The organism is Pseudomonas sp. P1_C12 (assembly GCF_056406435.1).
Genome location: NZ_JBFUAE010000006.1, coordinates 17762 through 42326, shown reverse-complemented (window position 1 = coordinate 42326; position 24565 = coordinate 17762). Strand labels below are relative to the sequence as shown.

The window sequence follows — 24565 nt, the reverse complement described above, 5'->3', positions numbered from 1 at the left end:
TAATGGGGTAGGACAAAATGACCATTACACAATCTTTGGATAACGCGCCCAATGCGGAGGCTTCCATAATCGATGGGAAGGCGTTTGCTGAAATCTTGCGCAAGAATGTTGCCGTCGGTGCAAGGGCCTTCAGGGAGAAACGCGGCAGAGCACCAGGGCTGGCTGTCGTACTAGTCGGGAGCGATCCTGCCAGCCAGGTTTACGTTAAAACCAAAATGAAAAAGGCGCTTGAGTCCGGGATTGACTCCTTCCCTCACCTACTCGAAAGCGACACGTCCGAAGTGGACCTGCTGAACCTGATCGATAAGCTGAACAATGACCGCTATGTGCATGGGATTTTGGTGCAGCTTCCGCTGCCCGCCCATATCGATGAGTCGAAGGTTATTGCGGCAATCAACCCGGCCAAAGATGTCGACGGTTTCCATCCGATCAACGTGGGTCTGCTGGGTCAGGGTAAAGCCAAACTGATTCCCTGCACGCCTCTGGGATGCCTGATGATGTTGAAGGATCAGATCGGTGACCTCAGTGGCAAAAAAGCGGTAATTGTCGGCAGATCCAACATCGTCGGAAAGCCAATGGCGAATTTGCTCTTGCAGGAAAACTGCACGGTCACAATTGTGCATTCCCGAACGCGAGATCTCATCGCTGAATGTCGTCAGGCCGACATCCTGGTGGTAGCGATTGGACGGGCGGAATTTATTGATGCAAGGGCGATCAAGCCAGGCGCTGTGGTCATTGACGTTGGCATCAACAGAGTCGAGAAAAACGGTGTATCGGTTCTAGTCGGTGATGTCGATTTCGACTCTGCCAAGGACATCGCAGCCGCCATGACTCCAGTTCCTGGCGGCGTTGGCCCCATGACCGTTGCTTGTTTGATGAAGAACACCTTGGCAGCTGCGGAGGCGATTGAGAGTAATACTGCTGCACGCTACTGACCGTCTAAACAGCGACTTGACCTGACAGTGGCGCTTCCGGCTGTGCTTGTCAGGTCAAGATGTTGCTGATCAATACGGCTGTCAAACTTCCTTTCCGGATTAACGTATTAGTCAGCACCTTGTCGCCACAGGCTGCAATCGGCCCAGAGTGTGTAAAAACGCTTCGCCAAAATTGAGGTGTGCGCGTCTACGTTAAATCTGAAATTTATCGGCACGTCAGCAGATGTGGATTTTTCGTAGAAGCGCGATTTCCAGTCCGGTTTTGAGTACCTGTCGCGCTGAAAACGTTTTTACACAGCCTCGGCCAAAAGCGGTCATTCCGTTTTTCTTCGAAACAGTGGCAATTCAGTCACCGGCAGGGCTTGAAACTGTACGCTGTGAGTTTAAAGGGTATCTATAAAACCCAAATCAATCAGTCTTCACTAGTGCTAAACCCGCTTTTTGGTATTGCAAAAGGCTCAATCAAGGGCTGGTGGTATGCAGCGGATAATTCCTAGCTATTGCAACTAATGGAAGAGTTGAGGCCTCAGTAGCAGGTCCGATGACAAACTCACCGTGAAGATGTGCGACTTCTAGCATGACCTGCCCCTCGGGGCTAACTAGCAGAACCGGTTGTCCGCTGCCTATCTTGATTGCCCGCCTCAGGTTGCGAACACCGTAAATTACTTCATAACCAAGTCCGGCCAAAAAATCTACGACATCCTCATCACCAAAGCTGGCGTGCTTCTTGACGTTAACAGCCTTTGTTATCACTCGCAGATTCCAAGGTATGTGTAGTCCGCAGACCTTTTTACCTTGGAGCGGAATGATGTGATCAACGTCATGCTTAACACCAGTCTCGGCTGACAGCCGCCTAGCCTCCGTGTAAACAGCATCAATCGCCTTATGATCAGCCCATAGGGGCGTGGCGTACTTCAACGCTGTCCTGCGCTCTTGGGCATTCCACTTCAGCACGTCCTTGCGTCTTTGCACTCTTAACAAGGCATCTGCGTCCCCAGCCGCAGCCCGAGGCACATCATCTCGTTCGAACTGTCGCATGGCGTCATTTCCTATAGTTCAGCCCGCGCCCAGCGCAGTCTGCTGATCGCTTTGAATTGACTGATACCGACTGAGCCACGTTCGTTCGAGCCTTTGACCCAGGCCTTTTCAGTAACGCCTCAACCGCAGAGCGATCCGCTTCAAAAATCTGGAAAGCGTTGTAATCCGCGTCGAGAAGAACCAGTAAAACAGTATCGAAGGGTTGCCTTAAATCGATTGATCCCACTCGGCCGCTTCGCATTCGTGGACTGGTGAAATACCGCCCCTTGATTTGAATTCTGACTGTCAGCCCATCTCTCACTTCTGTCGCGTCGTACCCAGCTTGCCTAGCCAGTTCCAACTCGACGTTGAGGTGCCGAGCTGCCTCGTACTCTGCGATTTCCCCAGTCACACCCAGCGGTTTGCGAGTGAGTTGGTAATAACGGCGAGCCAAAACCTTGGTGTCTCGAAGGATCTGGTACACCTCATCGGCGTCCTCCATGTGACTTTCCTATCGTTGGCCTCGGTTCATTAGCCTGATTGTTTAGATTTGATCAGGGGCTTCCGCCTAGTCGTTAATCTTTTCAACAACTGGGACATTCACCCAATATCCCGCAAATACGCAATCGCGCATGACGGGCCAAAGTACGCGATTCACGTACTCTCGATCATTAACTCTCCACGCAGCGACACGGGAACGTTGTAGGTAATCCGTGACGTCTTGCGATGCAGTAAATTTGCTGCCTGCTGATCGCCATTTTTCACAATCGTCGTCAAATCGAATTTTGCGCAAATGCAAGACGTCCATCGGTTGCTCTGGTATTGGCGGGGTAAGTGCCTTTTCTTCCATGCCAGATGGCATCGGTGGTTCGGCAGCGGCTGATACATTGCTGCCTGCTGCAATCGCCAAAATGAGCGCTACAAACATCCGTTTCAAGTTTTTTTCCTATTTAATCCGGCTTACAGATCAGCCCTACTTTCTTGGCCTCTTCGCGGGCAGCCTTATAGCCATCCAACGGGTACGCCGGCCACCCGGAGGGCATGCAAAACCCCTGACGGCGCTCCTGGGATCGGAACTGCGCATGCCAGCCATCGTTACGGTCGAAAACCCAGCCGAATAGTCCAGTAGCTTGAAACTGGTCGTATGTGATATCGATGATGAAATCACCGACCTCAAACCATGCGTGGGTCGCTCCGTCTTTCAGCTTTGGGTGACGTGTACCGCAGACGTACTCCCCTTCATACTGAAGCGTTTCCCAAACTACTCGCCCCAAAATGTCGGAAGCGACCCCGCACGCGCCTGAGGGAAATCCGTTAAAGGTTGAGCCGTTTGCATCAACGAGGCTAATGAGCCCAACCCTGCACGCAAGGGCCACCTTCTCAAGCTCTGTCCTGATTGCATTCATGGTCTAATCCGCGTTCGAGCCCTTTGGCTTCGAGCCAAGTTCTTTAGACCTGATCAAGGCATCCAAATTTGGCACGACATTGGCGTCGAGGTGATCCTGCATTTGCTGGCTCATATGGTGCTCGCTGGGAATACTAATGCCCTCTTGCTTCGCCCATTCCCGCAAAACGCCCAGCAATACCATGCTGACGGTCTGACCATCATCCATGTACTGGAGCAGGAAAGCCTTTAGCCTCCCCCGTCCTTCATCGGAATGCAGGTCAAGACCTCCGGGCACATCATGTAGCCGATGCGCGATGACGTTGCGATACTGGAGGAAGCGATCCAACTTGTCGTCGAAGGTGGGATGCAGGTCTACCCGCTTCCGCAGCGCATTGAGCAGTTGTCCCAAAGTGGCTTTTGAATGTCGCTCAAGCAGGATCTGAAGCTGTTCCACAGTTTGCAGTGGCTCGCCGTGCAATGGAAACGTTAGGCAGCTGCTCAACAGACGCTCAACACCCTGCCCCGTGATCACCGCAAGGCCCAATGTCTTCAGCACATCGTCCTGCACAGGCTTATAGCCCGATTGCGCTTCATCTTTCATGATCAAGTCAGTCCTTGACGTGCTGGAAGCCAAAGCGGCAGCGTTTACGGCCTCAGCCCCACAGATGCGGGACTTGGGCGAGAATTTCCTGTAACCAGGATTACCCTGCGTAGCGCTCCCATTTTTGGATTGCTGCTCTTGCTTCTACCTGATCGACGCCGCTTATCAATGAATCAGCAAATGCCAAGTGGGCATCCATGTAGCGGTCAAAATCTTTCTCCGGAACACCATTTTTTGTCCCCATTTTTTCGAACCACTTGTAACGTAGTCCGATGATCGACTTGCTCACCGCTTCCCATGTCCGAAGCTACCCGGCAGGCGTGCCCACGAGTCGAGCATATCAACACGCTTTGGCGCCTTCCTCTCCTTCGTAGCAACAGGCTTCACCGGCACTTTTGCTTTAAATTTCGCTCCTGCAAACTCTTCCACACTTACCTTAAAGCTCATATGCGTATTGGGAGGTTTCCCGTTCCTGGCGAAGACGGTTCCCACCGACCCCATTTTGCTTGTTAGCCCAAGGCGTTCACAGATCCATGCTGAAACGAACAGCTTGAAGTCACGACCTTCGAATACGTTCACCAATGCACCAAGAAGGGTGTAATCACCATGCTTCTCCGAATGCTCTATACAGTGCGTAAGCGCCTGGCTATAGAGGTAGGACATGAGAACCTTCTTTTCGTCGAGAAGTGTTCGTACAGTGCCTTTGCTCAGGGCTACGATTTGTTTATATGAGTCCTTCATACTGCTTCCAGCTCCTGCCGTTCGTGTATTGAAGTCAATTAAACCTAAAAAGCAGGGTTTTGAATCGTCCATCGTTTCGTAGGCAAACCATAACTCAATTTTTGCCAGAAGCCACCAAGGCTGATGGTCCGCTTTTAGCCGATCTCTGCCTGTCGCGAAGGAAATCCATCGACCCATTACTACAATCATTTGTGTCTACGGAATCAGGAGCAATTCATTAGGACTGCCGTAGTCGCATAATCGCTGCTGTAATAGCTTCTGCATTATTGTCCAAGGTTTCCATGGCCGCTGCTGCGTTAACTGCAACACTCTATAGGCCATTCTCCGAAAATAATTTAGTGATCTCTTCTATCGCCGCACCTAGGGCGTGCTGATTGTGCAGGAGCAACGTCAGAGCATCTGCCGCGGTAACATTGCATTCTGAGTTATCTGGCATGGCGGTTGTCCTTGATGAGCGGTGCAGAGAGCCTAGTTCATCTCGACACTGGTTAAGCCTGGGCTGGTAATTGCACAGATGCTTAATTGTTCGCGTTCGTGCTGACCAGCCTTATGCACTGAACACCCGCGGTCTCATGCCCGGTCGAAAGCCGTGCGTGCGCATTTCCGTTACGGGTCGTCGAGGTAGGAGTTTCGTGCGGACAGAAGCGACAAATAGCCACTTTCCGAGGATTGACACTCAATTTTCTCCGTATTAAATCATCTCATTAGGAAGCTTTCATCGAAACTCGAACAATACGGAGGCCCTGAAAATGATGCGTAGAGGTTCCAATATTGGCTCTGAATGGATTGTGAGTTGCACTGTCGGTCACACGATGAGGTGCTAGCTAGTTGTTATTCGTGCAATCGAAGCAACGTCTGGAAAAACAGGCACTTTGAGATTCTTGTGCCATCCTTCTCTGCTGAGTGGTTGATAAACTCGCCCACAGGGAGCACGGATTATGATTCTACGACTCGTCGCGATTTCGTTGATCGCAGCAAGCATGGGTGGCTGCTCAGGAAAAATCGTGAACTACATGGATGCACGCCAAGGCTGTGATAAGGGAGTATGCGACGGCATTCTCTACTATCGGCTGAAGCAACAAATCACGACGTATATTCAGGACAAAATCGTCGACAAAGATGGAAACCTTCTTCGCTTTTCTGGAGGCTCAGGTGACAAATCCTGTATTCCAGTTGAGATCACAGAAACCAAATTTGTACCCGAAGACCTTCCTAGCCTGATCACCTACAAACCGGGGATCTTTGAGGATTCAAAATTTAATCTCGGACTTGGGGCTTCTGGAAATATTACCTCTGTGGGGGTAGACGCCACATCTGGAGCAAAGGCGGCTATTGAAGCAGTATCCACAATCGCCACTACGGCAAAGGTGCTCAAAGCCGACGCAAAGATACTCTCTGGTGATCAGCGTCCTGATTGGGCTTTACCGTCCGATCAACCCCTCGCAAGCGCCCCTTATTGCAACGCTGGCAGAATTCCCACCGAGCCATTTCACAAGAACTCAGGAAACCCCCCCCATAAGCCGCCCTCCGGGCCGGATTGTTCCATGGGGGTGAACCGAGAGGTTTGCACGAGGTAGTGATGCTCGCGTTTGCTGAGATTATCGAAGACGTGGCGTCATACCCTATCATCCTGTATGGCGGATCAGCCCCTAAAAAATCCATAGGACACCTCAACTGCCTCCTGGGGTATATCCAGGTAGTGGAAGCCGCATCTGGGCGGATTTAGGGGAATGACAGGTGTCATCAGCTCAATGCTTAATTTAAGACGGCGCTGACGCTTGCTGTTGAAGGTATCGTCGTCGGGCTACTCGATCGGCTTGATCGACATCAATTCGAAATATTTGTATTTCTTCTTTTTCGCTTCAGTTTTGGCCTCCTGTTCGGCGGCAAATGTGCTCAAAGTATTTGCATCATGGATGAAAACCTCTGCCTCACCTTCGAACTCCTTCGTCACACGCATCGTAACCCTCAGCTTTGGCGAGAGTGATTTTGGTGGTTTTCGAGGCTTTGAAACAGGCTGATGAACTGACGTTGCAGGCAGCTCCGGCGCTTTTGGCGGATCCGGCTGATTAGCTTGTGGGCCGAAGAGCGCTTGGCGCATCTCTTCTTCACTCAATTTTTCTTTCATCGAGATTTCTCGCTGCACCTTTTTAAGACTGATCGGCAAAAACAGACGGGAATTTTAACACCCCGATTGATGCGACAAGGAGGCTGGCAGCTAAACAAAATAGTCGTGTCCAGCGGTGCTCGAATGAGCAGCTTCCTCTGTCTAGCTGGGATGAACGAAGGTTCGCGTCACCAATTGCTCAGGGACGAGTTGATGCAACTAGCAAGGAAAACTACAAAATACTGGCCAAATAGCTCGACGGTTTTGAGCCCAGAGCAGTTCATGCTGCTAGGCTCAGCATTCCACTTAGGCTTGGTAAAAATGGCCTTTCCACCATTTTATTGCAAAGTCCTTTAACCTAAGAATGGGCATATCGACTAAATCATTTAATAAATGCATTCCACCTGGAAGCTTAATCAGCCTCTCGAACATTATGGAAGTAGCTTTTAGTCCTTTCGCGATTGGAAATGCATCCCCGTGACTTTTTCCTAACATTTTCTCTAATGCTTGATCAAATGTCGGATTATAGTCGAACACCCAGTGTCGCAAAATAAATCTAGATATCAACTGATAGTGGCTTTCAATATCTGCGTTTTGCCCACCGATGTACTCAGAAATTTCTGAAAAATCGTGCAAACCCGACGTTTCGTCGTTCTCATAAATATTCTCTAACACAAATGAGCTAACCGAAACAAAGTTATGCCTGTGGCGACACAACCCTAAAATTGATTTAGCGTAGAAATCCCCAGACATATAGCCATCTTGAACAAGCAAATTTACAACTGGCTGCAACCAAGCACTATCAACCAAGTTATATATATTTCCCGCAAACCCTCTAGAATATGCGTCTTCAGAAATAAAAATCGCCTCATGTTCTTTGACAAGAAAATACGGTACAACTGCTTCTGCCCTTATCTTGACTAACTGCTCCGTTAACTCGTCAAGATCGCTGGAAAAATCATAGTGTGCAACTGTACATTTTTCTTCGAGCAATTTAATATTTGTAGCAATTCGATCTCGTTGAGCGTTTGTATCTTCTACAGTAAACTCTGATCTTGTAAAAACTCCATTTTTCCATCCAACACTCATGCCAGAACCGGAAAGTCCTTCAAACTCATTCATCATTAACTGCATTGTGTGGATTGTACCTTGAGAAATTATAACCTCACTAAAGTACTCACTTAGCGCGTCTACAAGGCCCAACTCTGCGGCAACCCACGCCGTATAACTGTCCAGCACAACCGGTTTACCCTTAAACTTCTTTACCGACTCAACTGCTAATTCTCCTTCTTCCGCAGTTCCTGCACACGTTTGAATATGCCCCGTGGTCGACCGCATCAGGTCGACGACTTGAAAGATATTTTTACTCCACATTCCTGCTGCTATTTCTAGGGGAATATTTTTTTCTAGAATTGTTGCAAGAAATTCTTCATCTCTCTCAGCCTTACCCTTAACAATATCAAGAAGCGGCTGGATATTTCCTTCCTCGACCTTGAGAGACCACAAGCCTCCCTCATCCGGAAACTGACTTTCGTAAGTGGTACACACTTGATGAAACGCTTGAACGAAACGGTGCTTTACCTCTTCAAGCTTCCAAGTCACCTCTCCTTGTAGCTTAGATTGTGTATATTCGTAACCCACATTAGCCCCAAGCACTTTCCTGATATATGGGTCTACAGATTTTGGGTCCAATGCCAGATCATCCTCAACGGAGCTTCCAACCATTCTCTCAATTGAAACACCATCAGAAGATACTAATTTAAAATAACATCCAGGGCCAACAGGCGCTGACTCTTCCGACAGCACATCTTTATTAGCCAAAAGAAAAACGTGAAAATAGCCGAGCGCCACTTTGGGCTGATTTTGATTAGCTTCATAAATATCATAAGCAAGCGTTAGTGCTTCCGCTGACTTCCCAACTGATACAAGATACTTAGCAACCTGTATAAATTGCTCAGGTGTTCCTTCTAACTCTTTCGGATCGTAAATCGAAAAAGCATCGGCCAAGCCAGCGCTATCTCCGTTAAGTTTTGCCATTTCACATAGCAGTAGGAATCCATAAAGATCTCTGCCGCCCGAAGAATAATATTGTTTGATAAATGAGACCGCGCTCGGATATTCCTTTCTCTTAAAATAGAATATCCCTAATAAAAGCTCAAACCCTCTTGGCTCTTGCTTCAAAGATTCAAAAAAATTTGCCCCTTCCACTCTTATCGGATACTCATTCACATACGCAAGCCCCAGCATATGTTTTAATTCATAATTCTCATGAACCTCAGGCAGCGGACTGAGCCTGGTTATTATTTCTTTCCAATCGAGAAGAAAGCGCACCAACTTCATATAGTGATGAAGTTCTATCACATCAGTATCACTTCCTACCCTTGAGTACCCATAGCTGTGGGCTAATAAAGCAATTGACTGAATCCTGCTCTCAACTGCAAACTCAAAGAGCAATAAGCGTGCTCGACTATCCAACTCTTTCTCAGCCAAGAGTCTTTCTAAATCAATTTTACCTTGGGCGTTGCCCTTATATGCTCGCGATATATATACGACTATCTTAGCATGCAGTAAAAATGCCCCATTAAACTTTGAAAAGCTATAATCCTGAAATTTATTCAGCCCATCCCAGTCCTTTCGCGCAACCATGCTGAGAAACTTAAACTCTCTTGCACTTTCCGCGCTGACGACCTTCTTTATGGCCTCATCGCACAACTCATTCTGATTTAGATCCAGCAAGCACTTCACTGTTGTTTCGATCAAATCTTGATCATGCGTTAAATTCGCAAGAACATATTCGCACTCTACTCGTAGGGCTTCAATATTGTTACTTAACTTATAGAGTATCAACAATCCCTGCACGGTTTGTAAGTCACCAGAATTTGCAGCTCTATCACTATCCTTAAACGCCGACCATTCAACATAAAAATATTCAGCCGCGAGCCTAATCTGGTCTACATCTTCCTTTGAAAATTTAAATCCATTCGGGCTTTGTCTATTTTGAATATAGTGCTGCAAAATCCCCGTGGCAACTAGATTCTTTGCCTGCGGATCGTCAGGATACTCTTCAAGTAAGGCACCCGCCAACTCCCTCCAATTAGAAGTCTCACGGGAGGCTAGAAGGTGGATGTGTGCCAAACGAACACTCTTTGCCTGCTTAACCTCTTCGGAAAACCCTGGGAAAGGATCCTCAAAACCGTCGGAGTCCTGGTATTTAATACGCGTAGCTTGAAGCATAAATCCTGCAAGCAACTCATTACTTGGCTTTTCAGCTAGTTTTTCCAACCCATAGGTCAAAGCCTGGTCTAGCTTTCCGTCAAGAATGTATGCGAGCGCCTTATATGCTATGGCTCTATGATCTTCTGGAGCATATGTACAAGCTTCGTACAGAAGCCGGATTGCCTGCTCCGTCTCACCAAGTTGATGTTTACAAATCGCGATATTGGCTTTAATTCTAAAAATCAGCGTAGGAGATAGATTTTTCGCCTGATGCTCAAGCAGTTTCACAAATAGATCTAGCGCCGCACTTACCATACCGGAGTTCATCTTGTCTCGGTACTCATTGACTTGCCTATCTATCTCTGTTTCCAGCTCCCCGGGCACTCCTTGATTAATAATAGCTGTCTGTTTAGCAATGACCTTAGTTACAACCGCCTCAATTTCTTCGGTGTCGTTGACAATAATCACCCCGTTATTGGGACCATTAACGGCGACTCCCGACCGGCTGGCCTTTATGCTTGTTGACGGGCCGGGTTGAGTTAGCCTTTTTAAGAGATCCCAGATGCCTGCCATTTACTTACCTTTTCGGCTTTTTACTGTGATATTCCCGTTATTTTTTCCATTTATCGACACAGAACCTTTCTTGGCCTTCACATTTACGTTTCGATTCCATACAAACTTAAAAGTTATAAAAACCAACAAGACTATGCCCACAGCCAATCCAACTGCCAATTCTGGTTTGTCGATCAGAGAAAAATTCATTTTTGCCTCTAGGTCAGATCAATCAAAGATATTGGATCCTACCTTACCAGAGTAGCAATCTGCCACGTAGCCCTCAGATCATTAGCAGGAAGCATGCATGCCCAATTCAATGCAACTTGCTGGCTAGGTCATATGCAGTCTTGTGGGGCAAGTCCGTGCATTTGCGAAGCTATTTCTTCAGCACCGTCTCGGTTCAATGCGGCGGAACATCGCATCGTCACGGCAGCGTCTCCCTCACCGGTTGCGCTGTTTCAGCTCTACGAACTCGTTACCATGATCACCAGTGCGGTGGATGGTTACCCATTTCTGCGTCGCGTCAGCATCTGTTTCCCTACCATCATTCTCGCCACAACAACGGCAAGATGGCTAATCGCCTTGCGTGCATGCTAAATAGGCGCCAGCGCATATTTGGCAAGGTTGATGGGGATAGGGAATGCAATTTGTAACTGACGGACCAGACATCCCGGACGAGCTGCTTCAGGCCCACGAGGAGGGCCGCGTGGTGTTCTTCTGCGGAGCAGGTATTTCTTATCCCGCAGGCTTAACCGACTTCAAAGGCCTGGTGGAACAGATCTATAAAGAAGTCCACGATGAGCTTGGCGGTGCCGAAGAAAAAGCCTTCAAGAATTACCAATTCGACGCCACTCTTGATCTGCTCGAACGACGAATCAACGGAGGCCGTTTCGCCGTCCGACAAGCTCTTTGCAGGGCTCTAAAACCAAACTTACGTAAGAAAGGTGCCGTTGACACACACGCCGCATTGCTGAGGCTCGCCCGTACCCGGCATGGCACGCTTCGCCTAGTGACGACAAACTTCGACCGCATTTTCGATACCGCAGCGAGAAAAGTCTCCCAGAAATTTCAGTCCTATTCGGCCCCGATGCTGCCTATTCCGAAAAATAGTCGCTGGGACGGATTGGTCTACTTGCATGGTGTATTGCCTAAAATTCCTGATGAGGCAGGCTTGAACCGTCTCGTAGTCACAAGTGGCGATTTCGGTCTGGCCTACTTGGTCGAACGGTGGGCGGCTCGATTCGTAAGCGAACTCTTTCGTAACTATGTCGTTTGCTTCGTTGGGTACAGCATTAATGACCCCGTTCTCAGGTACATGAGGGATGCGATAGCTGCTGACAGGATGCAGGGTGAGATCACCCCAAACGCATGGGCCTTCGGCTCAAGCTCTCCTGGAGAAGAGGAAGCCCGGCAAGAAGAGTGGGAAGCGAAAGGTGTTACCCCGATACTCTACAACGTACCGGCTGGTACCTATGATCATTCGGCGCTGCACTTGACGCTCCAAGCTTGGGGAGAAGTGTACAGAGACGGGGTAATGGGTAAGGAGCGCTTTGTCGTCACTCATGCTCAAAGTCGCCCATCGGCCAGCACAAGGCAGGATGACTATGTAGGCCGGGTGCTATGGGCCCTTTCTGATAAATCTGGTTTACCAGCTCGTCTTTTTGCCGATTTCAATCCGGTCCCTCCTCTTGACTGGCTTGAGGCTTTTGCAGACTACCGATACCGCCATACTGACTTGAATCGGTTTGGTGTAACTCCCCAAAATGAAACTGATAAAAAACTAAAATTTAGCCTCGTACAACGACCGGCGCCCTACCCACTCGCTCCCTCCATGTCACTGGTTTCGTCGAATGATTCCGGCTCACAGTGGGATGACGTAATGGGTCACATCGGCCGTTGGCTGGCTCGGCATCTAGATAATCCCGACCTACTTCTATGGATAGTGGATCGCGGCGGGCGAATGAATGACCAGTTCCGCTGGAGAATAGAGGAGCGGTTGGGCTTTTTTTCTCGACTGGAGACCGGAGGACAGACCTCTGAGCTGGCAGAAATCTTAAAAAATGCTCCAAAAGCACAACCAAGCCGGTTGATGCAGATTCTATGGCGGCTGTTGTTAACTGGTAGGGTCAAACAGCCATGGCGCGACTCAGCCCTTTACGATTGGCAAGAGCGTTTCAAACGGGATGGATTAACGCTGACTGCACGGCTTCAGCTACGCGAGTTGCTCGCTCCAATGATCGCGCTATCGAAACCATTTCGCTGGCAAGAAGAGTCCGACCAGCCCTCCGTACCTAGAGGAATTCGTGACCTTGTTGAATGGAAATTAACGCTGGCGTCGGACGACATCTATTCGGTGTTTCGTAATTTCAAGAGCAGCCGATGGCAAGCTGCATTGCCTCTGCTACAGAGAGATCTCCAGCAGCTTTTAACGGATGCGCTGGAATTGCTTTGTGAACTGGGCGAAGCGGACGAAGAAAACGATCGATCTCATTGGGATCTTCCATCAATCGCACCCCATACTCAGAACCGCAAGAATCGTGATTGGGTAGCTTTGGTCGAACTCCTGCGGGACTCTTGGCTATCCGTCTACGATCAGAATATCCCGCTGGCCCACCATATTGCGAATGAGTGGTCCGAACTTCCGTTCGCGACTTACAAGCGTCTCGCACTATTCGCTGCCAGTCAGGAAAATTGCATCTCCCCCAATCAGTGGGTCGAGTGGCTTTTGGCAAATCATGCGTGGTGGCTTTGGTCTGTGGCTACTAAGCGCGAAATGTTTCGACTCATCGTGTTGCAGGGACGCTTCTTAGCGCCCGCGGATCAGAAACGGCTTGAGACCGCAATATTGGTAGGCCCACCACGTCGCATGTATCGCGATGACATCCTGCCTGAAGCATGGAAAGACCTCGCAGACAGCGCCGTGTGGCGTAGGCTCGCCAAGTTGCAAAGCTCCGGCGTATCGCTGGGTAAGGCAGCATCTGCACGATTGAAAGCCTTGTCACGTGCGTATCCAAAATGGCGCCTTGCATCCAACGAAAGCGACGAGTTCTCTCATTGGATGAGCATGAGTGGTGAACCTGACCACGAAGAAACCCAGAGCATTGACGTCGCACCAAGCAAAAGAGATGAGTTAGTCCAGTGGCTTAAAGCCCCGCCCTCTGAATCAGGACATTACGAAGACACCTGGCGCGAAACCTGCCGTAAGCATCCATTGAACGCAATGTACGCATTGAGAGATCTCGCGGAAGAAGGAGTATGGCCAGCTAATCGATGGCGGCAGGCTATTCAGACTTGGGGCGAAAAAGGTCGTACCAGGAGGTCGTGGCAGTATTCAGCTTCTTGGATACTGACCCTGCCAGATGACCTGCTGACAGAGATCGTCCACAGCGTTACATATTGGATCGATGCTGTGTCCAAAGTTATCAGCCATGACGAATCGACCCTTTTGGAATTGTGCGGGCGGATTATGGCTCTGCCGCTTGAGCCAAAATCAGGAATTACAAGCAACGGCGAGCCGCTGAACGATCCAGTGACCGATGCCATTAACCATCCGATTGGACACGTCACCCAGGCGTTGTTGAGTCTTTGGCTGGCCAAACAACCCAACGATAACGATGGTCTACCGACTCAGATCAAAGACCTTTTCACCGAGCTGTGTGACACCACAATAGAAAAATACCGACATGGCAGAGTGATTCTCGGTTCGAGGTTGATCGTCCTTTTCCGTGTTGATAGCCCCTGGACAGAATCGTGCTTGCTTCCATTATTCGACTGGAACACTCATCCATTTGAAGCAAAGGGCGTATGGGAGGGTTTCCTATGGTCGCCTCGTTTGTACCGCCCTCTATTGCTAGCCTTCAAAAATCAATTCTTGGACACAGCCAAGCACTTTGAAGAATTGGGTGAGCACGCACAGCAATTCGCAGCTTTTCTCACGTACGCAGCGTTAGGCCCGCTTGAGGGCTATGCCGACATGGAATTTAGATCTGCCTTCAAAGAGTTGCCTAAGCGGGGCCTCGAAGACGCAGCGCAGGCTCTGACACAAGCTTTAGAAGGCGCTGCCGAGCAAAAGGAATCTTACTGGGAAAATCGAGTTCTCCCTTTTTGGCGAGACGTCTGGCCGAAGTCAAAGCAACTGGTAAGTCCGGCTATTGCCTCCTCACTGGCAACCCTAGCCGTTGCATCTGGCGAAAAATTTCCAGCGGCCTTGGCCTCGGTTCAAGACTGGCTGCTGCCCATTGAGCATCCCCATTCGTTGCTTCACGAAATGAATGAAAGCTCCGTTTGCACCGACTTCCCGGCAGAAGCCTTATTGCTGCTGAGCCTCACGATAGAGGATCAATCATGGATTCCATCGGACCTCACATCCTGCCTGAGCAAAATTGTCCAAGCCGCACCGAATCTCATCCACGATGAAAAATACAGAAAATTGATGGTGGGTGTGCGTCGTCGAGGCGGATGACGCCGGACGCATACATGACTCACGTCAAAGTGACATTCATCATTCGAAGGCAGCGCAAAAAACCTTAAAAAACAAACGTCTCACATCTGTTTTGACTGATAACAGGGCACGTTGCGCAAACGGTTCAGGTGCGTTGCGGAACCGATGGATTTCCATTCCGCTCCATTCCGGACCGTCCGACAGGCATAACACAGGGAGTACATCATCCTTCAGCCTCTCTGTAAGGTGCCCTGTCGCGAGTTAATTTCACTTTTTGGAGCTTAAGATGTCTGAGGCGCAAGCAGCAATTGCTACCGACAATGAAAACGGAATTGCAGACGGAGGCGAAAATGGGGACTGTGCCCTTTGTGATTCTAAAAATATAATATTGAAGGAATCACATAGCATCCCAAAATTTGTGTTCGACTGGCTGAAAATCACTTCAGCCACTCCATATATTCGATGCAGCGACGACGTCAACATCCGTCACCAAGATGGTCCTAAAGAATACCTACTCTGCGGAACATGCGAAGGTACTCTTTCAACCCTTGAAAAAGAGTTAGCCGAACAGCTGTTCAAAAAGATAGCTAATTATCGACAACAGAAACCAGTCATTGTAGTCACAGAAACAATGCAAGTAGCGGTACTTTCAATCTTTTGGCGGGCTATCCTTACCACCAAGAACCGTGCAAATAATCGCACAGGGGAAGACAGTCAAAAGCTTGAGGAATTTCTTGCTTCAATGAAAGCAGACATTGTTGCGAACCGGTGTTCAACCAAGATCTTTTTCACACCATTTTTTGGAGAACCTCCCTATTACGACTTGTCGGGGCCGGTAGTTTACTCAATAGAACGCTCCATCGGCGGACAAGACATACGATTTTTTGATGAGCCGCATAGATTTTTCGCTACGTTTAAGCTGCCTTTCATGTACTTCCATATTTTTGCCCATGGCTGGTCAGCGGCAGAAATTTCAAAATCCACCGAGTTCACCGTTGGAAGCCTTACACTAACCGATATAAAAAAAATACCTGATGTACTAAGATACTACCTCCAGCACCTACACGATAATTTTGTTGCGTCAATACCGTCAATGGATGAAAAAAATCTAGAACAAATAAGGAATGATGTAGCAAAAAACAATACTATCTCAGGCTCAGACAAATCCAGACGTCGTTCAGAATTGTGAGTCTTTGTGCAGCTTCACTCGATTAATAACCATTTGAGGTAATTGTGCGCTGTTTATTCTGCAAGGTAGCGAGTCATGACACCAAGGGTGTCGAGCACCTAATTCCCGAATCTATAGGAAGCAAAAAACTGGTCCTTCCAAAAGGACTGGTTTGCGACAAGTGCAACAATTATTTCGCTAGAAAAGTAGAAAACCCCGTACTTTCCCATCCCTCGATAAGAAACCTCAGAGGTTGGTACCAAGTCCCCAATAAGAAGGGCACTTACCCATCCGTTTTAGGATGGATTGCTGGAACTGATATAGAAGTTAATTTACGAAAAGGTACAGATGGGAAATTACAGGTCATCGCTGAAAAGCTATCTGAGCAAAAATTCGTTGACGCACATCTTTCCAGCATAACTACAGGTTCAGATTTTTCACCATTTTTATTTAAGATTGAGATTGATCCACCACAAAAAGAGATGTCTCGTTTTTTAGCGATGATGGCTTTGGAAGCGTTGGCTCTTCGCTATGTAAAACTAGGAGACGTCGACGTTATCATTGACCATCCAGCTTACGACACAATTAGACGATTCGCTAGATACGGTGAAGGCGTAAAACATTGGCCTTACCATCGGCAAGTTCTGTTTTCGATGGATGCACAAATGAAGCATCCAGATACAGGCCAGTGGGTTCAAGCTGGCTTTGGGCATGATTTGATTTTTACTCCTCCCCCCGAAACATACTTTACATTTTTACTGTACGGCGTCAATTTCACTATCAATCTAGGGGGGCCCTCAATTCATGGATATGAATTGTGGCTTCAGGAACATGATCCGCTAAAACGCATCGGTGTAAAGTTGATAAAAAAGCTCGTTGACGGAAAGGAAGTAGATTTTCTCAAAGGCAGCTTTAGCGCTATTAACGGGGCCAAGTATGATCGGAAAGCTCAACTGATGAAAAAGAAATCTGTGTAAAACAGAGGCTCCAAGGAAAAGCGATCGACAATTGAAATGGAATAAATACAGATGAGCTTTGATTTACTGTCGGTCCCGGAAGGATACCAACTGAATTTGGCGTTGGTTATCGCGCCCTACGTAGACGTGACATTCATGGATACGCTGGTAAAACGAATGAATCCCCGGCGGCTCTGTTTGTTAGTGGATGATGGGATCAGACCCGAGGACCTACAAGGTTTCCATAAAGCTCGCCGCAAGGGTGTAAAACTTGAGGTTCGTCTAGGCCGGGCAGCAGGCCTCATGCACATGAAAGCTTTTTATTTCGAATTCATCCGCGAGGAGGCACCGAAAAGACGAAAGCGCAGATTATTATTCGGTTCGGCAAACGCTACGAATGCAGCATTTCTCGGCAGCAGGAATGCGGAGCTGATCGCAGACCTCGACTTAGCTATTCAACACGATGCGGATATTGCAGATTATTTTTCTAGAATCCTCGCAACCTTCGATACGAAATCTACGACGGTGATTGAGGGTGCGGAGGTCTGGCCGAGTCAAATACCTAAGCTCTACCTTCCAAGATTCAAGAGCATTATGCCTAGCGCGATGCCTTTTGGATTCGACACCTGGCTGCAACGTGGTCTGCTTGCCGCTCAATATAGAAACGCCCCGCAGTTCGCGATATTGAGTATCCAGCTAAAGAAGGCCTTACCTCAAGACATGGTTGCAAAGATCTTCGCCAGTCGCAGCTTCACCGAGAAAGGAGATCGGGACATCGTACGGTACGGCTACATGAACGGCAGCAGCGACATCGCTGTGGATGAAGCTGAAATACCTCGTTGGAAATCTCGGTATGGCGTGTGGACCCACTTGGGCGACTGGATTTCGTATGAATGCTACAAGTCACATAGCACACACATGAAGTCGAAAGCCTCATCTGCCCGTCATGCAAAAATATCCAAGCTATTAGGCAGCGCTCATGATATTGGTTGGCGTCGGGAAAGGATCGATGCTTTGTTGAGGGCGCTAGCGGAGGTATGGAACGATTTGGAGGCATCTGGAGTTGTTCCTAGTCTGTACCTCGAAAGCAAAAACGGAAATTTGAACTCAACCTATTATGAGCAACGACTGATACAAAAATTAGAGCAGGATCTCCATCTTGCCCAAGACGAGGATTTTAAAAATCGGTATGTAAACGGCTACGACTTTCCGGACGTTCCAAGATTTAGGCAAGATGTAATTGCATGGGAACGCTTTGTATACTCCTGGTGTGAGTCGATTGCAGTTGAGGCGGTAAAAAAACTAACACCATCGTTAGTAGCTCAACGAATCCGCCACGCGATGAAACGCGAGGGGCTTAACCTGTTTGATTTGGAGCCAAAAGAAATCGGTAGCTTTCTGAGAGAGAACTGGGAAAAGGAGTGGGAGGATTATGATATGACCCTGGGCGAATGGATAATTGCCTACCATGAATAAAACTGACCTAGGCCGAATCAACAAAGTAAAGGAATCCCTTTGATGCATTTCTTGGCACAAGTATCGGAAGAAATTAATAAAAAGTCAAAATCATATAAAGTCGGAAATTTACAAAGCATTCGAAAAAAAATCAATAAATTGTCTAGGACTCCATCCAGCCAATTGTTCGATCAAAGAACTGTATTTGAAAATTGGGGGTGGCATTATGGGGGACGGAAAGAGCTTCAGTTTAACATCGGCATTGAGGGGGAGTTCGTAAGGTACGGTGTCGCCTTTTCCCTAGAGTGTAGCCAATCGCTTCCCAACATCGATGTGCTCGTTCCCAAAATAGCGCGGTTTAATGAGTACCTAAACGAGTTCTGTGAAAACTTTTCTGACTTGCGTATGTGGCATTACGAAAGTGATGTCCGAAGCTCCGAATATATGCCCTCTTCCATTCCTCAGGAACGAGTGAAAGAAGGGATTTTTATATTCCTTGGAGCGAGATCAGAAAAGAACGCAATCGACTATGACCAGATACTGCAAATTCTTGATCGACTACTTCCAATCTATTTATTCACGGAGGGAGACCTTCCTGAGATAGCTTTGGAAAAGAGGCTAAACGATTTTAGATTTAGCGCTGGTTGTACAAAAAAACCATCGCAAACGTCTGGCCTACTCACCCAAAGAGAACTGGACATTCGACTGAGACATAACGATTATCAAAGCAACCTTTATATAGAACTGTCAGCTTTATACGGAGAAGATAATGTTGGCACTGAAATATACGCGAACGGATTAAGCATAGATTTGGTAGTCAAACAGGGTGAAAGCTATTGGTTTTACGAAATTAAGACGGCATCTACTGCCAGAGCCTGCATTCGACAGGCACTTGGACAGATAATGGAATATTCTTACTGGCCTGGTCATCAACGCGCCGCAAAATTGATTATCATCGGTTCTGCGGTGGCGACTGCGGAGGAGATTTCGTACATCGAGTATTTACAAGAAACATTTAACCTGCCACTCGAATACAAGGCGGTTAGCTAATAATCAATTCAATGAATTATTTTTTATAGAAATAAACAACTTTGTATCAGCGCGCCTAGCTAGCGCAGACTAGGATGGTACGTTTACAGTTCATGTGTTCATCTTCGACTAAAATGCATCCGCCACAATTCCAAGCAGGTATCCCATGAAGCCAGTTCCCCCTGCAAATAGCAAACCCGCCAATGATTGGAGACTACAAACATTCACGTATTTAGCAGAGAATTGGGTATCGCCTTGGTCCGGAGTTTTGTCACCTAAGGGTACACGAATCACAGTATCTTCTGTCATTTCTTTAACTAAAAAAAAACAGCTTACTATCCCGTTACCAAATGCTTCAGCATTGCTACTCAATTCATCTGCTTTGGCGTTCATTTCTGCACGCAAAATTCGCGACCGAAGCGGTATTGATAAAACCTTACATACCGAAGTCAATTTCCCATCTGACGAGGAAGCCTTCGACTATATTGAAAAAATGATTGAATCGATTGTTTTAGCCTTCACGGCACTTGAGGCATTTGTTAACGAGACTATACCTTCAGACTATTTTTATGCACGCCACCACAGAAGTGACATCGTATTAGAGGCCGCTAGCAAACAAACGATTGAACGCCATACCACGTTAGACGAAAAGCTAACAAATGTTCTGCCGGAAATCTTGAGCTGCACCTCACCAAAAGGTGGGAGATGCTGGCATGGATATAAAACTTTAAAAAATGCTCGAAACCGCATAATTCATATGAAAACAGAAGACCGTCGATCATCAGGTACCGAGATAGACACAGTATGGAAGGCCATTATTCTTGCACCCGCCCCCCACATTGCGGCAAAAGCAGTTATTGATCACTTCGTAAGCACGATGAAAGAGAAACCGAATTGGCACCAACACTTCCCCTATTCCATGCCATGAATGATGAACATGGAGTGGAATAGGCAGTCATGTTGCGTATTAGGCTTGCACGCTGTATCAGGCGGACAACCTGTGCCTTTTCATTTGTTAGGCGCTGCCACTGAGAGAGTGCCTTACCAAGCCTACCCAACTTCCAAAAATATAACCATCATACGCAGAATAGAAGCTCCGCTCTTTGGCTTGATAACCATCGTTGGACAAGGCCACTCTGAATTCACGAGGATTGAGCTTATCTTGAATCGGCGCCGAACCGGACATAACGCAGTAAATAAACCAAGAAACTTGATCCTTCGGCATAATGCGAACCAAACCTAAGCCCTGGTTCCTCGCATATGTAATCGCGCCTTCCTGAAAAGCATTCCTTGTAGCGACAACCCCTTTAATATTTTTTCCAGCTATTTGATCCAGCTTTGACTTAAATTCTTCCACATCATCAACTGGGACACTACGACCATAATCTTTACATTCACAAACCCAAAGCATGGAGTAGTTATCTGCACCGGGCAGCCAGACCTCAATTGAAATATCAACGACGATATCTTTCTCGCGATCTTTCGAATAATACCCTTTTCTCTTAAAAATTTTCCCTGACGAAGGAGAAATTCCGAGGCGACCTGCCTCCAGCTCTTTCTTGAGAAGTAAAAAAATCTCTTCTTCAAACGCATCTCCTTTTGCAACGGTGCTCATAACCTTCCTTATTTAAAATATATTTTTTAACGCATCATCAACACACTCGATTCTCTCCCCAGAGACGACGGGGAGAATCATCGAATAGAAGCTGGGACACATTCAAGACAAAACGAGCGCTTCATAAACATAGACGAGCCCAAGAAGCACAATAATAGGCAAAATACCAACTACCAACGCCAAAAACTTAGAGTTCGAATACGCTGCCGCCATACCGTGACTACTATTGATTGACGCCCGGTATGTTGCTGCCCCAATGAAAAGAAGTAATCCCAAGGATCGGTATGGGTGCTCCGAGGTTAATGTGTTGAAGTAACCAGAAAGATCACCATTTGAAAACCAAATACTGTAGTCGATCCCTTTGACCATCAGTCCCACCCACAATCCCCAGGCGGCCGTTGTGACCACGAAGTATAGAAGGGAGATCGGTGCGCAGCTAAATCCCATTTTCTTGCACACAGACACTGCACCTGCATGGTAGCCCCAACGCAAAGCAGCAATTGCATAGATACTGAAAATCGCTACAGCAAGGGCTACCAACCCGATCCAGCCTTGGGTGCTGTGCAAATGATTCCAAATGTCACTTTGGTTTATGCCATTTGCTAAGTGTTCGCTTTCTCGCTTTCCAAGCCATTGGTAGATCGAAACAGTCGTGGATTGCCAAAGCGTCCCAACAAACACTGGTAACGTCATTAAGCCCTTCAACCGAGTGTAAACAGGTCGGTCCGGTGCCTTAGAAAAATGGAGCGGGCGTGCGAACAATGGGATAAAGACCAGCATCGCGTAGCGCAATACAGAAAGCTCTCGGAGGTGCCGCCAAGATCGTAAGACGATTGTGCTCATGAATGCTGCCATAGCCTGATGTGATTAATGTAGTGGCATATTGGCATGACAGATTCAACCTGAATAGCCTTCGAGACGATTCTCGGAGGGCGCTTCCGAGAGCGCCTTCAGCGGGCATTTCTGGATAAATTTGACTGTCCCGATCCCTGCCTAAATCGCCTGCCTTAAATCCCTCGTTGAGGCAAAGCCTCAAGGCGTTGAAGGATGGGCTCAAACATGCCGTTAAACGACTTGAGTTGGAGAAGCTCCACAATCCCAACCGCGATCGGCAGGACGGCTTGAATAGCGGTCTGTAGAGTCGCTGCGTTTGCCTCCACATCCGCTATCTTCCAGGCATAGCACCACCCCTCCTTGTCCGGCTGCGTATAAACGTGGTGGGCCAGTGACGTAGCGGACGGATGCGCGGAGTCGTTAGAGAGGCGTTGATACATCAAATATTGAGTATCTAGCGGGCTATCCTTTGCGAGCGCACCGGGACTCAGGGAGTTGCCTCTTGGTGTGTCGTTGTACTTGTCCATCAAAGTCTTGTGTAAAGCCTTGTCACCAAGCTTTCGGTCAGTAACGAACTTGAGTTGCCTCTTGTTCGCACCATTGAAATCCTCCTCATACTTGGAGAGAAAATCCACGGGGTCGGCCATTATTGCGGCGAGCGCAAAGGCGTCTTCTAGGCAGCTTCGTACAAGAGTCCTGGCGTCGGCCACTAACCCGCGCTCGGCAAGCAGCACGGCGCCTTGAAATGTGCCGGCAGCCCTCAGTACCAGACGGACAGCAATAGACTCGGGTGCCTGAAGGTTCGTCTTAGCAGCATCTGCGGCTGCATGAGCAATGCTCATCAGCAGCCGGTTCACGTCCTCAGCCAGGTTGAACAGGTCGGCATTTGCATCCCGAAATTCAGGTATGGCGTCTTGTGTTTCGGTGCTGAGGAAGCCCTCGTCCAAGAAGGTCGACTCATCGTTGCTTAACATTCTGTACCTCCTCCCGGTCCACACTGGCGCGACTCACCCAACCTTACCCACCTGAAACCCTAGCACTATAAGCACACCACCCCTTGGCTCAATCCAGCATTGAGTCAATTTCGGTCTAGTCGGAATTTTGCGAGCCCCTGCTTTATAGAGCCTGCATTCTTCACTATGGCATGAAGAGCACTACGTACATTCTCCCCTACTTTGACTTCTCCTTTTTGCTACGCCAGGAGCGTTAGCTCCATCACCGCAGCTTCATTAGCTAACTGATTTATATACAGTCTTTGAAGCACATCATGCAGCGATGTATTCATTTTCCATGGTGTGAGCCCCCCTTAAAAGCCAACCTATCCTTTCTGTCCTATCCTCGCTTCAGCGAATCGTTCAGCCATTCACCTCAACACGAAATGGAGCTGCCGAATGGAAAGGTTACTGGAGAAGAACACAGTGCTACCACCGCAATTTCATGCGGCATACAAATTCTGTTTCACAGCTCATGACGTCATCGCTCAGTTGCTAGCATCAGGAATGCAGCATGGGATATTCGTGACGGATCTGTCCTTTAAAGATGAGCAGGATAAGGCAGCTTTCGAGCAAGCTGAGGACTTGTTCGATTGGTTAAGCCTGAGTGAACGTATGGAAGAGGAACATGACGTTTTAGTAACGATGGCGTTTCCCGCAGTGTTGTCCGACATGCTGCACTGCATTTTTGAGGCGCTCGAAGCTTCTAGAAAAGGAAAGCTCGCTATAGCTTACATGCTGTTAAGAAAACCACTTCAAGAAAGTCTATACCTTCTGGAGGCTGTAGTTGCGGACAAAGCTGCTTTCTCAGAAATGATTGCTAATGATCCTTTAAAGCTGCGTCCTAAAAACGCAGGAGGGCTGGATGGTCATACGCGACGCATACAGAAAGTGCTCGATGCGATAGGTGAGTCTTGGCGATTTGATGCTAACTATATAGCGAAGCTCCGTTACGACAAATCCGACCGGGATAGTTTTGATGGTATATGCAACAAGGCAATGCACCTATTTACCGAACACAAAGCCATCAAGACCGAGCAATACAACGTTAACTTTATATTTTCCCAGTCCGACCAGACATATACCCAATGGAATTACCTTTATTCACGCCTACCCTACCTGCTTACCTACATAACATCGATTGTTGAGCACGTAGCCGAGCGTTTTGCGGCAACGCTACAGGAGTACGCTGATGACATGAAGCGTCGATTAAGTGCTGCGCTCTTGATCTGTACATCATCTATCGATGGTCGTTACGAAGCGGAGCCACTTACGGTCCTTGCGATAAAGACATATCACTGGCTTACGGAACATTGCATTCAACACGGATTTGCAGAGCCTTTGGCTGAGCATTTAGAGCGCATGGCTGTTTGTGGGGCATTTCCAGGCGAAGATCAAAAAGGCGTTGAATCGAGAGACGATCTTTATAAACGCCTCGCCGAGCAAGACTAATTTCAGCACAAAACGCTAGAAAGGTACTCAACAAGAAATCTTTTTATCCGCTGCAACAACTTAC

At 47.9% G+C, this 24565-nt stretch carries 21 protein-coding genes and 2 pseudogenes; 9 read left to right on the top strand and 14 right to left on the bottom strand.

What is annotated here, in order from left to right; genetic code table 11:
* Positions 1-17: 17 nt before the first annotated feature.
* Positions 18-935 carry a bifunctional methylenetetrahydrofolate dehydrogenase/methenyltetrahydrofolate cyclohydrolase FolD gene (gene folD, locus AC1D19_RS12445; RefSeq protein WP_477763372.1) on the top strand — a complete coding sequence of 306 codons (918 nt, stop codon included), beginning with the start codon at positions 18-20 and terminating at the stop codon, positions 933-935.
* 462 nt (positions 936-1397) lie between these two features.
* Here the strand turns inward: folD and AC1D19_RS12440 are convergent, their stop codons facing one another.
* The 8 genes and pseudogenes from AC1D19_RS12440 to AC1D19_RS12405 all read right to left on the bottom strand — a co-directional run bounded on the left by AC1D19_RS12440 (position 1398) and on the right by AC1D19_RS12405 (position 5117).
* The gene (locus AC1D19_RS12440; protein WP_477763371.1) at positions 1398-1973 is read right to left on the bottom strand and encodes an HNH endonuclease signature motif containing protein; all 576 of its coding nucleotides are present in this window, start codon (positions 1971-1973) and stop codon (positions 1398-1400) included.
* A 4-nt stretch (positions 1974-1977) separates the two neighbouring features.
* A complete protein-coding gene (locus tag AC1D19_RS12435) occupies positions 1978-2454 on the bottom strand; it encodes a hypothetical protein (protein WP_477763370.1) in 477 nt (158 codons plus the stop codon).
* A 66-nt stretch (positions 2455-2520) separates the two neighbouring features.
* Positions 2521-2889, bottom strand: a complete 369-nt coding sequence (locus AC1D19_RS12430; RefSeq protein WP_477763369.1) for a hypothetical protein — start codon at positions 2887-2889, stop codon at positions 2521-2523.
* 13 nt (positions 2890-2902) lie between these two features.
* Complete coding sequence (locus AC1D19_RS12425) at positions 2903-3358, bottom strand: hypothetical protein (RefSeq protein ID WP_477763368.1); 456 nt, start codon at positions 3356-3358, stop codon at positions 2903-2905.
* A gap of 3 nt (positions 3359-3361) precedes the next feature.
* Positions 3362-3940: a hypothetical protein gene (locus AC1D19_RS12420; protein ID WP_477763367.1), complete on the bottom strand. Its 579-nt coding sequence runs from the start codon at positions 3938-3940 to the stop codon at positions 3362-3364.
* A 100-nt stretch (positions 3941-4040) separates the two neighbouring features.
* Positions 4041-4229 carry a hypothetical protein gene (locus AC1D19_RS12415; protein ID WP_477763366.1) on the bottom strand — a complete coding sequence of 63 codons (189 nt, stop codon included), beginning with the start codon at positions 4227-4229 and terminating at the stop codon, positions 4041-4043.
* Positions 4226-4858 carry a hypothetical protein gene (locus AC1D19_RS12410; protein ID WP_477763365.1) on the bottom strand — a complete coding sequence of 211 codons (633 nt, stop codon included), beginning with the start codon at positions 4856-4858 and terminating at the stop codon, positions 4226-4228. Before AC1D19_RS12410 ends, AC1D19_RS12415 begins: the two co-directional genes overlap by 4 nt.
* A gap of 40 nt (positions 4859-4898) precedes the next feature.
* Positions 4899-5117, bottom strand: a pseudogene (locus tag AC1D19_RS12405) (hypothetical protein).
* A gap of 502 nt (positions 5118-5619) precedes the next feature.
* Between AC1D19_RS12405 and AC1D19_RS12400 the strand changes: the two are divergent.
* Positions 5620-6258, top strand: a complete 639-nt coding sequence (locus AC1D19_RS12400) for a hypothetical protein (protein WP_477763364.1) — start codon at positions 5620-5622, stop codon at positions 6256-6258.
* A gap of 227 nt (positions 6259-6485) precedes the next feature.
* Here AC1D19_RS12400 and AC1D19_RS12395 read toward each other — a convergent pair whose 3' ends face one another.
* Together AC1D19_RS12395 and AC1D19_RS12390 are read right to left on the bottom strand one after the other, a co-directional pair.
* Entirely contained in the window at positions 6486-6809 is a 324-nt protein-coding gene (locus AC1D19_RS12395; RefSeq protein WP_477763363.1) for a hypothetical protein, read from the bottom strand.
* 285 nt (positions 6810-7094) lie between these two features.
* Complete coding sequence (locus AC1D19_RS12390; protein WP_477763362.1) at positions 7095-10577, bottom strand: tetratricopeptide repeat protein; 3483 nt, start codon at positions 10575-10577, stop codon at positions 7095-7097.
* 622 nt (positions 10578-11199) lie between these two features.
* On the opposite strand from AC1D19_RS12390, the gene dsr1 reads away from it, so the two are divergent.
* From dsr1 to AC1D19_RS12360, 6 genes are all read left to right on the top strand, one after another.
* The gene (gene dsr1, locus AC1D19_RS12385; RefSeq protein WP_477763361.1) at positions 11200-15021 is read left to right on the top strand and encodes an anti-phage defense-associated sirtuin Dsr1; all 3822 of its coding nucleotides are present in this window, start codon (positions 11200-11202) and stop codon (positions 15019-15021) included.
* A 265-nt stretch (positions 15022-15286) separates the two neighbouring features.
* Positions 15287-16189 carry a hypothetical protein gene (locus tag AC1D19_RS12380; RefSeq protein ID WP_477763360.1) on the top strand — a complete coding sequence of 301 codons (903 nt, stop codon included), beginning with the start codon at positions 15287-15289 and terminating at the stop codon, positions 16187-16189.
* Positions 16190-16233: 44 nt separating this feature from the next.
* Positions 16234-17145 carry an HNH endonuclease gene (locus AC1D19_RS12375; protein WP_477763359.1) on the top strand — a complete coding sequence of 304 codons (912 nt, stop codon included), beginning with the start codon at positions 16234-16236 and terminating at the stop codon, positions 17143-17145.
* A 51-nt stretch (positions 17146-17196) separates the two neighbouring features.
* On the top strand, positions 17197-18600 hold the full coding sequence (locus tag AC1D19_RS12370; RefSeq protein ID WP_477763358.1) for a phospholipase D-like domain-containing protein: 1404 nt from the start codon (positions 17197-17199) through the stop codon (positions 18598-18600).
* Between the two features lie 42 nt (positions 18601-18642).
* Entirely contained in the window at positions 18643-19629 is a 987-nt protein-coding gene (locus AC1D19_RS12365) for a hypothetical protein (protein WP_477763357.1), read from the top strand.
* A 145-nt stretch (positions 19630-19774) separates the two neighbouring features.
* Complete coding sequence (locus AC1D19_RS12360) at positions 19775-20536, top strand: hypothetical protein (protein WP_477763356.1); 762 nt, start codon at positions 19775-19777, stop codon at positions 20534-20536.
* A gap of 87 nt (positions 20537-20623) precedes the next feature.
* On the opposite strand, the gene AC1D19_RS12355 is transcribed toward AC1D19_RS12360, so the two are convergent.
* From AC1D19_RS12355 to AC1D19_RS12340, 4 genes and pseudogenes are all read right to left on the bottom strand, one after another.
* Complete coding sequence (locus AC1D19_RS12355) at positions 20624-21223, bottom strand: restriction endonuclease (RefSeq protein ID WP_477763355.1); 600 nt, start codon at positions 21221-21223, stop codon at positions 20624-20626.
* A 102-nt stretch (positions 21224-21325) separates the two neighbouring features.
* Positions 21326-22066 carry a hypothetical protein gene (locus AC1D19_RS12350; protein WP_477763354.1) on the bottom strand — a complete coding sequence of 247 codons (741 nt, stop codon included), beginning with the start codon at positions 22064-22066 and terminating at the stop codon, positions 21326-21328.
* A gap of 164 nt (positions 22067-22230) precedes the next feature.
* On the bottom strand, positions 22231-23031 hold the full coding sequence (locus AC1D19_RS12345) for a DUF5677 domain-containing protein (protein WP_477763353.1): 801 nt from the start codon (positions 23029-23031) through the stop codon (positions 22231-22233).
* A 104-nt stretch (positions 23032-23135) separates the two neighbouring features.
* Positions 23136-23342: pseudogene (locus AC1D19_RS12340) on the bottom strand (hypothetical protein).
* 106 nt (positions 23343-23448) lie between these two features.
* Between AC1D19_RS12340 and AC1D19_RS12335 the strand changes: the two are divergent.
* Positions 23449-24501 carry a hypothetical protein gene (locus AC1D19_RS12335; RefSeq protein ID WP_477763352.1) on the top strand — a complete coding sequence of 351 codons (1053 nt, stop codon included), beginning with the start codon at positions 23449-23451 and terminating at the stop codon, positions 24499-24501.
* Positions 24502-24565 lie beyond the last annotated feature (64 nt).

Bases quoted from the DNA above. Each gene is read 5' to 3' on its own strand.
- folD (WP_477763372.1), top strand. From the start codon at position 18: ATGACCATTACACAATCTTTGGATAACGCGCCCAATGCGGAGGCTTCC.
- AC1D19_RS12440 (WP_477763371.1), bottom strand. From the start codon at position 1,973: ATGCGACAGTTCGAACGAGATGATGTGCCTCGGGCTGCGGCTGGGGAC.
- AC1D19_RS12435 (WP_477763370.1), bottom strand. From the start codon at position 2,454: ATGGAGGACGCCGATGAGGTGTACCAGATCCTTCGAGACACCAAGGTT.
- AC1D19_RS12425 (WP_477763368.1), bottom strand. From the start codon at position 3,358: ATGAATGCAATCAGGACAGAGCTTGAGAAGGTGGCCCTTGCGTGCAGG.
- AC1D19_RS12420 (WP_477763367.1), bottom strand. From the start codon at position 3,940: ATGAAAGATGAAGCGCAATCGGGCTATAAGCCTGTGCAGGACGATGTG.
- AC1D19_RS12410 (WP_477763365.1), bottom strand. From the start codon at position 4,858: ATGGGTCGATGGATTTCCTTCGCGACAGGCAGAGATCGGCTAAAAGCG.
- AC1D19_RS12400 (WP_477763364.1), top strand. From the start codon at position 5,620: ATGATTCTACGACTCGTCGCGATTTCGTTGATCGCAGCAAGCATGGGT.
- AC1D19_RS12395 (WP_477763363.1), bottom strand. From the start codon at position 6,809: ATGAAAGAAAAATTGAGTGAAGAAGAGATGCGCCAAGCGCTCTTCGGC.
- AC1D19_RS12390 (WP_477763362.1), bottom strand. From the start codon at position 10,577: ATGGCAGGCATCTGGGATCTCTTAAAAAGGCTAACTCAACCCGGCCCG.
- dsr1 (WP_477763361.1), top strand. From the start codon at position 11,200: ATGCAATTTGTAACTGACGGACCAGACATCCCGGACGAGCTGCTTCAG.
- AC1D19_RS12380 (WP_477763360.1), top strand. From the start codon at position 15,287: ATGTCTGAGGCGCAAGCAGCAATTGCTACCGACAATGAAAACGGAATT.
- AC1D19_RS12370 (WP_477763358.1), top strand. From the start codon at position 17,197: ATGAGCTTTGATTTACTGTCGGTCCCGGAAGGATACCAACTGAATTTG.
- AC1D19_RS12365 (WP_477763357.1), top strand. From the start codon at position 18,643: ATGCATTTCTTGGCACAAGTATCGGAAGAAATTAATAAAAAGTCAAAA.
- AC1D19_RS12360 (WP_477763356.1), top strand. From the start codon at position 19,775: ATGAAGCCAGTTCCCCCTGCAAATAGCAAACCCGCCAATGATTGGAGA.
- AC1D19_RS12355 (WP_477763355.1), bottom strand. From the start codon at position 21,223: ATGAGCACCGTTGCAAAAGGAGATGCGTTTGAAGAAGAGATTTTTTTA.
- AC1D19_RS12350 (WP_477763354.1), bottom strand. From the start codon at position 22,066: ATGAGCACAATCGTCTTACGATCTTGGCGGCACCTCCGAGAGCTTTCT.
- AC1D19_RS12345 (WP_477763353.1), bottom strand. From the start codon at position 23,031: ATGTTAAGCAACGATGAGTCGACCTTCTTGGACGAGGGCTTCCTCAGC.
- AC1D19_RS12335 (WP_477763352.1), top strand. From the start codon at position 23,449: ATGGAAAGGTTACTGGAGAAGAACACAGTGCTACCACCGCAATTTCAT.